At 69.7% G+C, this 9,569-nt stretch carries 6 protein-coding genes; 3 read left to right on the top strand and 3 right to left on the bottom strand.

All coding sequences use genetic code 11. The features are described 5' to 3' along the window. The first annotated feature begins 314 nt into the window (after positions 1-314). A complete protein-coding gene (gene rpsT / locus HG543_RS00535; protein WP_169342635.1) occupies positions 315-587 on the top strand; it encodes a 30S ribosomal protein S20 in 273 nt (90 codons plus the stop codon). A gap of 80 nt (positions 588-667) precedes the next feature. Here rpsT and lptE read toward each other — a convergent pair whose 3' ends face one another. The 3 genes from lptE to leuS all read right to left on the bottom strand — a co-directional run bounded on the left by lptE (position 668) and on the right by leuS (position 4,457). Further along, positions 668-1,195, bottom strand: a complete 528-nt coding sequence (gene lptE / locus HG543_RS00530; RefSeq protein WP_246356647.1) for an LPS assembly lipoprotein LptE — start codon at positions 1,193-1,195, stop codon at positions 668-670. 132 nt (positions 1,196-1,327) lie between these two features. Beyond that, positions 1,328-1,921 carry a hypothetical protein gene (locus HG543_RS00525; RefSeq protein WP_246356646.1) on the bottom strand — a complete coding sequence of 198 codons (594 nt, stop codon included), beginning with the start codon at positions 1,919-1,921 and terminating at the stop codon, positions 1,328-1,330. 34 nt (positions 1,922-1,955) lie between these two features. Further along, entirely contained in the window at positions 1,956-4,457 is a 2,502-nt protein-coding gene (gene leuS, locus HG543_RS00520; protein ID WP_169342633.1) for a leucine--tRNA ligase, read from the bottom strand. Positions 4,458-5,100: 643 nt separating this feature from the next. On the opposite strand from leuS, the gene HG543_RS00515 reads away from it, so the two are divergent. Together HG543_RS00515 and HG543_RS00510 are read left to right on the top strand one after the other, a co-directional pair. Next, complete coding sequence (locus HG543_RS00515; protein ID WP_171818368.1) at positions 5,101-8,154, top strand: SusC/RagA family TonB-linked outer membrane protein; 3,054 nt, start codon at positions 5,101-5,103, stop codon at positions 8,152-8,154. A 3-nt stretch (positions 8,155-8,157) separates the two neighbouring features. Continuing rightward, positions 8,158-9,567: a RagB/SusD family nutrient uptake outer membrane protein gene (locus HG543_RS00510; protein WP_169342632.1), complete on the top strand. Its 1,410-nt coding sequence runs from the start codon at positions 8,158-8,160 to the stop codon at positions 9,565-9,567. The last annotated feature ends 2 nt before the right edge of the window (positions 9,568-9,569 follow it).

Raw genomic sequence — 9,569 nt, 5'->3', positions numbered from 1 at the left:
GGCCTCAGCGGTCTGGGCGGTCTGATCCTGGAAGCCCCCTCCCGGCGGGCCGTGGAGCGGCTCCGGGAGGCCCTGGAAGAGGCCCGCCCCGGCGCGGCGGGCGAACTCCGGGACGGACGGCTCACCTTCCAGGACCCCGCCGGGCTGGTGTGGGAATACGCGACCTCCGCCGGGTGATTCTTCCCCGCAGGTGCCCGAGGTGTGCGCTCAGAGTCCGGAAAACCGGGCTGGACGCGCACACCCGCCTTGACGCCTGCGAGGCGTCGCAGTAAGGACGGCGCCTCTTTTAGCCTGCCTTTAGCTGGAGATTTCTCTTGGCCAACACCAAGTCCGCAGAGAAGCGTCACCGTCAGTCCCTCAAGCGCCGCGCGCGCAACGTCACCGTCCGCGGTGAGGTGAAGACCGCCGTGAAGGCCGCCCGTGAGGCGCTCGCCACCAAGGGTGGGAACCCGACGGACGCCCTCAAGGGGGCCTCCAAGGCGCTGAACAAGGCCGCCTCCAAGGGCGTGCTGCACAAGCGCACCGCTTCGCGCCGCATCTCCCGCCTCGCCAAGGCCGCCTCGAAGGCCGCCCGCGCCCAGGCCTGAGCGCCGCACCCCGGGGCCGCCTCGCGTGGCCCCACCTCGCTTCGAGCTGAGCAGGCTGCCGGGAGGAGACCCGCGTCTCCTCACCAGGCGTTCGTCAGCCGATCGAACCCGTCGCGCATGAGCATCTCCGCCAGGCGGTCCAGCGCGGCCTGACGGTTGGTCTCCGCCTCCAGGACGTCACCCGTGCCCAGGAGGTAGTCCTCCGTGCCGCTGACGTGCGTCTCCTTGACGACCTGCCCGTCCTTGTTGACGAGCCGCAGCCGGGCCGAGGCGACGACACGGAAGTAGTTGCCCACGATGGTGGGCTGGTTCCACACGGACAGCACCGCGCCCTCCACGCGCGCGTCGCACGCGGGGCCCTGGCCCAGGCGCCCCACCCGCGTCAACTCCTGCCGCAGGAAGCGCGTGAAGAGCGCCTCCAGCGTGGGCTCCGCCGTCTCGTTGAAGAAGAGCGGCGCGCAGAGGGTGCTCATCCCCTCCGGCAGACCCGAGCCCCGGGGCGTGAAGCGGTAGCCACACCCCGCGCCCACGGCCACGCAGGCCGCCGACACTCCCAGCACCACACCCGACCGGAGGCGCCGGAACACGGGCGCGAAGGGACGCGACATGCGCGGCACCCTACCCGGCCGCGCCTGTCCGTCAAGCGCGCGGGCCATCACGGAAAGAGCGCGGGCGGGGATGAAGGCTGCTCGTCCCGCGGCACCCGCCCCGAGCACGGAGGCACGGGCGCGTCGCGCGCGTCACGCGCGGGGGCCGTCGTGGGGCCCAGGAGGCTGGGGCGGCGGCTGTACCTCCCGCCCGGAGCCCACCGCGCGCACCGGCACGCCCCGGGCGCGGACCACGCCGGCCAGCGTCTCCCAGGCGGCGAGCAGGCGCGCGTCCCGCTCGGAGCCCCGGCGCGCCAGGCCCAGCGGCCAGCGCACCCGGCCCGTGGGGGACGTCTCCAGCACCAGCACGTGGGAGCGGCACACCGCCGCCAGCAGCACGCCCAGCGCCGCCACCCCGAAGGCCACCACCTTCAGCGCGGGCGCGCGGGCCACGAAGCCCAGCAGGGCGAAGGCGCCCAGGGCCAGCGCCTCGACGAAGGCGCGCGTGCGCAGCTCCACCCCGCGCAGGCTGCCCAGGTCCACCACCTGCGGCGACTCGGACGCGCTGCTCCGGTAGGACAGGCGCTCCCCCTCGCCGGAGAGGGCGCGCCCGCCACCCAGGTCCGCGTCGAGGAAGGGCGCCTGGGAGACGGGCGCCCCGGGAAGGGGCGCGTCCGGCAGCGGGGCACCACAGGCGATGCAGCGCGGGCCGCCCGCCGCCTGGGGCCGCCCACACGCACCACACATGACGAGGACCTCTGCCGGCACCCCTGGCCCCCGCTCAGCCGACGACGAAGTTCACCAGCCGCTTGGGGACGAAGACGAACTTGCGCACCGTCTTGCCCACGATGGCGGCCTGCACCTTCTCGTCCGCCTCCGCCGCCTTGCGCACGTCCGCCTCCCCCGCGTCCGCCGCCACGCGAATCTCCGCGCGCAGCTTGCCGTTCACCTGCACGGCGTAGGGGATGACGTCGTCCACCACCAGCGCCGGGTCGAAGTCCGGCCACGGCTGCGCGACGGTGAGCTCCTTCGAGCCGTACGCCTCCGCCACCTCGTCCGCGATGTGCGGCGCGAAGGGCGTGAGCACCACCGCGAGCAGGCGGATGGCCTCGGCCATGGCCGCCTTCTCCGCGGGCGTCTCCGGCGTGCCCTGGGCGTAGAGCGCGTTCACGCACTCCATGATGCCGGCGATGGCGGTGTTGAAGGACAGGCGTTCAATCGCCTCCCCCACCCGCTTGAGGCACTTGTGCGCGGCGCGGCGCGTCTCCAGCGCCTTGCCCTCGTACGCGCCGTCATGCGTGACGCCGGCCACCGCCTCGTGGTGCGTGGCCGCCAGCGTCCAGACGCGCTTGAGGAAGCGGAACACGCCCTCCACCTGGTCGTCGGACCAGTCGAAGTCGCGCTCCGGCGGGCCGGCGAAGAGCACGTAGGCGCGCGCGGTGTCCGCGCCGTACTTCTGGACGATGGAGGCGGGCGCCACCACGTTGCCCCAGCGCTTGGACATCTTCCGGCCGTCGGGGCCGTTGACGATGCCCTGGGTAATCAGGCGCGTGACGGGCTCGTCCACCGGGCTCAGGCCCAGGAGCTTCATGACGCGGGTCCAGAACCGGAAGTACAGCAGGTGCATCACCGCGTGCTCGGGCCCGCCCACGTAGACGTCCACGGGGAGGAAGCGCTGGGCCTCCTTCGGGTCGAACGGCGCGGCGTCGTAGCGCGGCGACAGGTAGCGCGCGAAGTACCAGCAGGAGTCGACGAAGGTGTCCATCGTCTCCGCCTCGCGCCGGGCGGGGCCCGAGCACTTCGGGCAGGTGGTGTTCACCCACTCGGGCACCTTGGCCAGCGGCGGCTCGCCCTTGCCGGTGAGCACCGCCTGGGTGTCGATTTCCGGCAGGCGCACGGGCAGCTGCTCCAGCGGCACGGGGATGCCCTGGCGCTCCGGGTCGCACTTCTCGCAGTAGACGATGGGGATGGGCGTGCCCCAGTAGCGCTGGCGGCTGAAGCCCCAGTCCTTCTGGCGGTACGTCACCGTGGCGCGGCCCTTCCCGTCCTTCTCCAGCTTCGCGGCCATGGCCTGGCGCGCCGCCTCGGACGTCTGGCCCGAGTACTCACCCGAGTCCACCAGCACGCCGTACTCGGTGTAGGCCGCCTCCAGCTTGTCGCTCTCGGGAAGCTTGTCGCCCGAGGCCGGCTGCACGACGACCTTGATGGGCAGGCCGTACTTGCGCGCGAAGGCGAAGTCGCGCTCGTCGTGGGCGGGCACGCTCATCACCGCGCCGGTGCCGTAGTCGCTCACCACGAAGTTGGCGATCCAGATGGGCACGGGCTGGCCGGTGAAGGGATTCACCGCGTACGCACCGGTGAAGACACCCTCCTTCTCCGCGTCCTCGCCCAGGCGCTCCGTCTTGGACTGGGCGGCCATCCTCTTCGCGAAGGCCTCCACGTCCGCGCGGCGCTCCGGCGTCGTCACCTGCGCCACCAGCTTGTGGTCCGGCGCGAGCACCACGTAGGTGCAGCCGTAGATGGTGTCCACGCGGGTCGTGAAGACGCGCAGCGAGGCGTCATGCCCCTTCACCTGGAAGTCCGCCTCGGCGCCATCCGAGCGGCCAATCCAGTTGCGCTGCATGGAGGTGATGCGGTCCGGCCACTCCTTGAGGGTGTCCAGCGCGTCCAGCAGGTCCTGCGAGTACCGGGTGATGCGGAACGCCCACTCGGGCATCTCCTTGTCCACCACGGGCGAGTCGCAGCGCTCGCAGACACCGTCCTTCACCTGCTCGTTGGCGATGACGGTGTGGCAGCCGGTGCACCAGTTCACCTTGCTGAAGCGGCGGTAGACGAGCCCGCGCTCCAGCATCTGGATGAAGAACCACTGGTTCCAGCGGTAGTACTCGGGCTTGCTGGTGTTGACCTCACGGTCCCAGTCGTACGCGTACCCGAGGCTTTTGATCTCCTTCTTGAAGGAGGCGATGTTCTCCTCGGTGCGCACCGCCGGGTGCACGCCGTCCTTGATGGCCGCGTTCTCCGCCGGCAGGCCGAAGGCGTCCCAGCCCATGGGGTGCAGCACGTCGAACCCGCGCATCAGGAAGTAGCGCGAGTACACGTCCCCGATGAGGTAGTTGCGCACGTGCCCCATGTGCATCTTCCCGCTGGGGTACGGCAGCATCTCGAGGATGTACTTCTTGGGTGAGCTCGGGCGCTTGCCCGCCCGGAAGATGCCCGCCTCGTCCCAGCGGGTCTGCCACTTGCCTTCAATCGCCTGCGGCTCGTAACGCTCGTTCATCGCCATGTTCGTCGGTCTCTTATGGGAGGGCCGGGCCCCGGGGCAACACGTCTTTCCGCGTCATGAGGCCTCCCGACGCCCCTCCCCTCCGGACGGGGGCGGAAAACCCCGGCTGACCCAGGAAAACCCCTGTTGACGGGCACTTGTGTCGCGCCTCTCGCCCCCTCGAGCCCGCCCCGTCACCCGGCGGGCGGCGGACCTTGGGAACGGGGGTTCCGGCGCGCGGCCTCCATGAGCCCGGCGAGCACCGGCGGCTTCACGGCGGCGCGGCTCCATGGCGGGCACCGCGAGCCCGGCACCCCACGCGCTTCGCTCCCACGCGAGGACCTGGAGACGGGCTCGAGGAAGAGACTTGATTGCAGGTGCAACACACCCGCGTTCGCAACGGAGTGCCGCGTCATCGCCCGCCGCGCGACGTCGTCGCGGTGCGGCGGGCTCGACGGCCCGTGTCAATCCGGGTCTCAACCGACACGGACCCGCGCCATCCTGCCTACTCATACGGTCAGGCGGAGAATTCCGGTCTCTCTGTAGAGGCGAGCAAGTTTCAGAAACCAGATATGTCGTTGACTCGGAAGCGTTCAGCCAGGGACGATTCACTCCACGGCATCCTGCAGGGGGGGCCGTTCAAACGTGGCGACGTGAGGACCGAATGACGCTGAGAAGGGCGTTGATCCCGGGGTGCGTAATCGCACTCTTCTCGTTGGAAACCCTGGCGCAGGACGCGAACAGCGCGGCGCCGGCTCCGGAAACCCAGGCTCCCGCGGCGCAGGCTCCCGCGGCCCAACCCGCCGCTCCGGCGGCGACTGCTCCCGCGGCGCAGCCCGCGCCGACTCCGGTGGGGCGCACCGTCAAGGGCCAGGTGGTGGACCGCATGACGAACGAGGGCTTGCCCCTCGTGCGCGTCATCATCAAGGGCACCACCCAGGGCGTGGAGACGGAGCTGGACGGTACCTTCTCTCTGCCCAACGTGCCGGCGGGCTCGGTGACGCTGCTCTTCTCCAGCCAGGACTACGGCGAGAAGGAGATTCGCATCGGCGCCGGCCAGAGCTCGGTGAAGGTCGAGCTCGACAACGTCTTCGCCGAGGAGATGGTGGTGGTGGGCCGCGCCAGTGAGGTGGCCCGAAAGAACCTGGCCAACTCGGTGGCCTCGGTGAACGCCGAGGAGCTCAACCGCTCGCCCGCGCAGACGGTGGACCAGGCGCTGCAGGGCAAGGTGGCGGGCGCCAACATCCAGTCCAACGGCGGCGCGCCGGGTGGCGGTATGCAGCTGCGCCTGCGCGGCGTGTCCACCATCAACGGCTCCACGCAGCCGCTGTACGTCATCGACGGCGTGCTCGTCAGCGACGTGGCCATCGCGTCGGGCGTGTACACGGTGACGGACTCCGTGGGCGGCTCCAACCCGAACCCCACGCAGGACAACCAGGTCAACCGCATCGCGGACATCAACCCCAACGACATCGAGAGCATCGAGGTCCTCAAGGGTGCGTCCGCCGCCGCCATCTACGGCTCCAAGGCGGCCAACGGCGTGGTCATCATCAACACCAAGCGCGGCCGCGCGGGTGAGCCCCGCGTGGACATCACCCAGCGCCTGGGCTTCTACTCGCTGGCCAACAAGATTGGCTCCCGCAGCTTCGACAACGTGCAGGAGGTCATCGACACCTTCGGCGAGGGCGCGGCGCAGTACTACCAGCCGGGCCGCAAGTTCGACCAGGAGTCGCTGCTGGCGGGCCGCCGGGACCTCTCCTCGGAGACGCTGGCCAGTGTCAGCGGCGCGGTCGGCAACACGAAGTACTTCGCCTCGGCGATGGTGAAGAACGACGAAGGCATCATGGCCAACACCGGCTATGAGAAGCAGTCGTTCCGCCTCAACCTCGGCCAGAACCTGGGCGACGCGGTGGAGGTCAACCTCTCCACCAACCTCCTCCACACGCTGGGCCAGCGCGGCCTCACCAACAACGACAACAGCACCATCACCGCCTACATGGTGATGCCGTACGCGCCCGAGTTCATGGACTACCAGGCGGACGGCGCGGGCGTGTACCCGAAGAACCCCTTCCTCGGGAACGGCGCCAACCCGCTGCAGACGGCGGCGCTGGTGAAGAACGACGAGGACGTGTGGCGCTTCATCGGCGCGGGTGATGCCACCGTGCACGTGTGGAAGACGGACGCGCACCACCTGCGCGTCCTCGCCAACGCGGGCGTGGACCGCTTCCAGCAGGAGAACTCGCTGCTGTTCCCGCCCGAGCTCAACTTCGAGCCGGTGGACGACACCTTCCCGGGCACGTCGCTGTTCGGCACCAGCCAGGTGCGCAACCTGAACGGCGGCCTCAACCTGGTGCACACGTACCGGCCCGCGTCGAAGTTCCTCGTGGCCAACACCTCCGTCGGCGCCCAGCTCGAGGAGCGCAGCGTCAACTCGGTGTACGTGGTCAGCGAGAACCTGAACGCCGGCCAGCCCAACGTGGACTCCGGCACGGTGGTGGGCGTGCGGCAGGACCGCCAGCTCATCCGCGACCGCGGCTACTACGTGCAGGAGGAGATGCTCATGCTGGACGAGCGGCTCACCCTCGTGGGAGCCGTGCGTGCCGAGCAGAGCAGCGCCAACGGCAACGAGAACAAGCTGTACTTCTACCCGAAGCTGGCGACCGCCTACCGCATCCCCTCGTTCCACAGCAGCGTGAACGAGTTCAAGGTGCGCGCCGCGTACGGTGAGACGGGCAACCAGCCGCGCTACGGCATGAAGTTCAACAGCATGCCGACCATCAACAACGTCCAGGGCAGCCCGGGTCTCGTGGGCTCCGGCATCGCCGGCGACCCGAACATCAAGCCCGAGCGGCAGCGCGAGTTCGAGGCGGGTGTCGACGCGATGTTCTTCGGCGGCGACCTGGTGACGGAGCTGACCGTCTACCAGCGCACCCTCCACGACCTGCTCCTGCAGCGCTCGCTGCCCCCGTCCACGGGCTTCACCACGCAGATCTTCAACGGCGGCTCGCTGCGCAACCGCGGCATCGAGGCCATGGTGCAGGTGACGCCGGTGAAGGGCGCGTTCGAGTGGACGAGCTCGGCGACGTTCGCCCTCAACCGCAGCCGGGTGACGGACCTGCCGGTGCCCTCGTTCCTCACGGGCGGCTTCGGCACGGCGCTGGGCGCCTTCCGCATCGAGCAGGGTCAGTCCGCCACGCAGATTGTCGGCAACGTGGGCCGTGACGAGAACGGCAACCCCATCGTGAGGAAGGTCGGCGACACCGAGCCGGACTTCATCATGGGCTTCGCCAACACGCTGAAGTACCAGGACCTCAGCCTGTCCTTCCTGTTCCACTGGCAGCAGGGCAGCGACGTCATCAACCTCACCCGGTTCCTCTACGACGCGGCGGGCACGTCGCCCGACTTCGAGACGGGCGGCCGCCAGCGCCTGCAGGACCGCCGCACGAACGCGGGCGTCTACATCGAGGACGCCTCGTTCCTGAAGCTGCGTGAGGTGACGCTGACCTACAACCTGCCCAAGCAGTGGGTGTCCGCGATTCCGAAGGTGCAGTCGGCCCGTCTCAGCCTGAGCGGCCGCAACCTGCTGATGTTCACGGGCTACTCGGGTCTGGACCCCGAGGTGAGCAACTTCGGCAACCAGGCCATCGCCCGCAACATCGACGTTGCCCCGTTCCCCCCCAGCCGTAGCTTCTGGACGTCGCTCGACGTCGGGTTCTAAGCCATGAAGATGAATCAGACGAAGAAGGCAGTGGTGGCGCTGAGCGCCGCGGTGAGCCTGGGCGGCTGCGGCAGCCTGGACGTCGGCGACCTGGACAACGTCAGCCTGGACGACTTCCGCAACAACCCGACGCCGTCGGCCGTCTACACCGCGGCGACGGGCCTCATCATCGGGAACCGCGTGGGCCTGGGCGTGCAGAACGGCTACGTGGCCGAGCTGGGCGTCATCGGCCGCGAGGCCTTCATCTTCGACGGCGCGGAGCCCCGCACCGTGGAGGAGCTGCTGGGCCCCACGCTGGACCCGGGCGGTCCGGCCTTCGGCGGCAACTTCTGGTCGGCCCCGTACGCCAACATCCGCAACGCCAACACGCTGCTGGCGGCGGTGGACAAGGTGGCGGGCGTGACGGACGGCCAGAAGGAGGGCATCCGCGGCTTCGCCAAGACGATGCAGGCGCTGGACTTCCTGGTCGTCATCAACACGCGTGACACCAACGGCGCGCCCATCGCCGTGGACCTGCCGCTCGGCCAGCTGGCGCCCATCGAGAGCAAGGAGGTGGTGTTCAACCACATCGCCTCGCTGCTCGACCAGGCCGCCACGCACCTGTCGGCGCAAGGGGCGGCGTTCCCGTTCAAGCTGACCACGGGCTTCGAGGGCGACCCGAACACGACGGCGGATGACTTCAGCACCCCGGCGACGTTCCTGAAGTTCAACCGGGCCATCAAGGCGCGCGTGTCCGTGTACCAGGGCAACTACACGGAGGCGCTGACGGCGCTGAGCCAGTCGTTCATCGACTCGAGCGCGTCCGCGGACGAGGCCGCGAAGGCGGCGGCCCTGGTCTCGCTGAACCGCGGCGTGTACCACACGTTCCGGGCGGCCTCGGGTGACGTGGACAACGGCCTGCTCAGCCTCACCATCTTCGCGCACCCGTCCATCGTGACGGACGCGGACAAGCAGGCGGACGGCACCACGGTGGACGACCGCGTGACGCGCAAGACGCGGAAGCTGGACGAGGCGGCCACCGCCGCGGACGGCAAGCTGTCCTCGGACCTGCGCTTCACGATGTACACCAGCAACGACTCGCCGATTCCCCTCATCCGCAACGAGGAGCTCATCCTCCTGCGCGCGGAGGCCAACCTGGGCCTGAACAACTTCGGCGCGGCGCTGGATGACATCAACTACATCCGCACCGTGTCCGGCCGGCTGCCGGCGGTCACCGGCCTGGAGACGCGGGACGCCATCCTGAACGAGCTGCTCAAGCAGAAGCGCTACTCGCTCCTGTTCGAGGGTGGCCACCGGTGGATCGACATGCGCCGCTACGGCAAGCTGGATGAGCTCCCCCGCGAGCTGGACCCCAGCTACGGGCCGCACGAGCGGTTCCCCATCCCCGCGCAGGAGACGGACGGCCGCAAGTAGTC

Origin of the sequence: Pyxidicoccus fallax (genome assembly GCF_012933655.1) — a bacterium.
Classification (GTDB): Bacteria; Myxococcota; Myxococcia; order Myxococcales; family Myxococcaceae; genus Myxococcus; species Myxococcus fallax.
This window is presented reverse-complemented; position numbering and strand designations above follow the sequence as displayed.

Coding starts and splice junctions, on each gene's coding strand:
- lptE (WP_246356647.1), bottom strand. CDS start 1,195: ATGTCGCGTCCCTTCGCGCCCGTGTTCCGGCGCCTCCGGTCGGGTGTG.
- HG543_RS00525 (WP_246356646.1), bottom strand. CDS start 1,921: ATGTGTGGTGCGTGTGGGCGGCCCCAGGCGGCGGGCGGCCCGCGCTGC.
- leuS (WP_169342633.1), bottom strand. CDS start 4,457: ATGGCGATGAACGAGCGTTACGAGCCGCAGGCGATTGAAGGCAAGTGG.
- HG543_RS00515 (WP_171818368.1), top strand. CDS start 5,101: ATGACGCTGAGAAGGGCGTTGATCCCGGGGTGCGTAATCGCACTCTTC.
- HG543_RS00510 (WP_169342632.1), top strand. CDS start 8,158: ATGAAGATGAATCAGACGAAGAAGGCAGTGGTGGCGCTGAGCGCCGCG.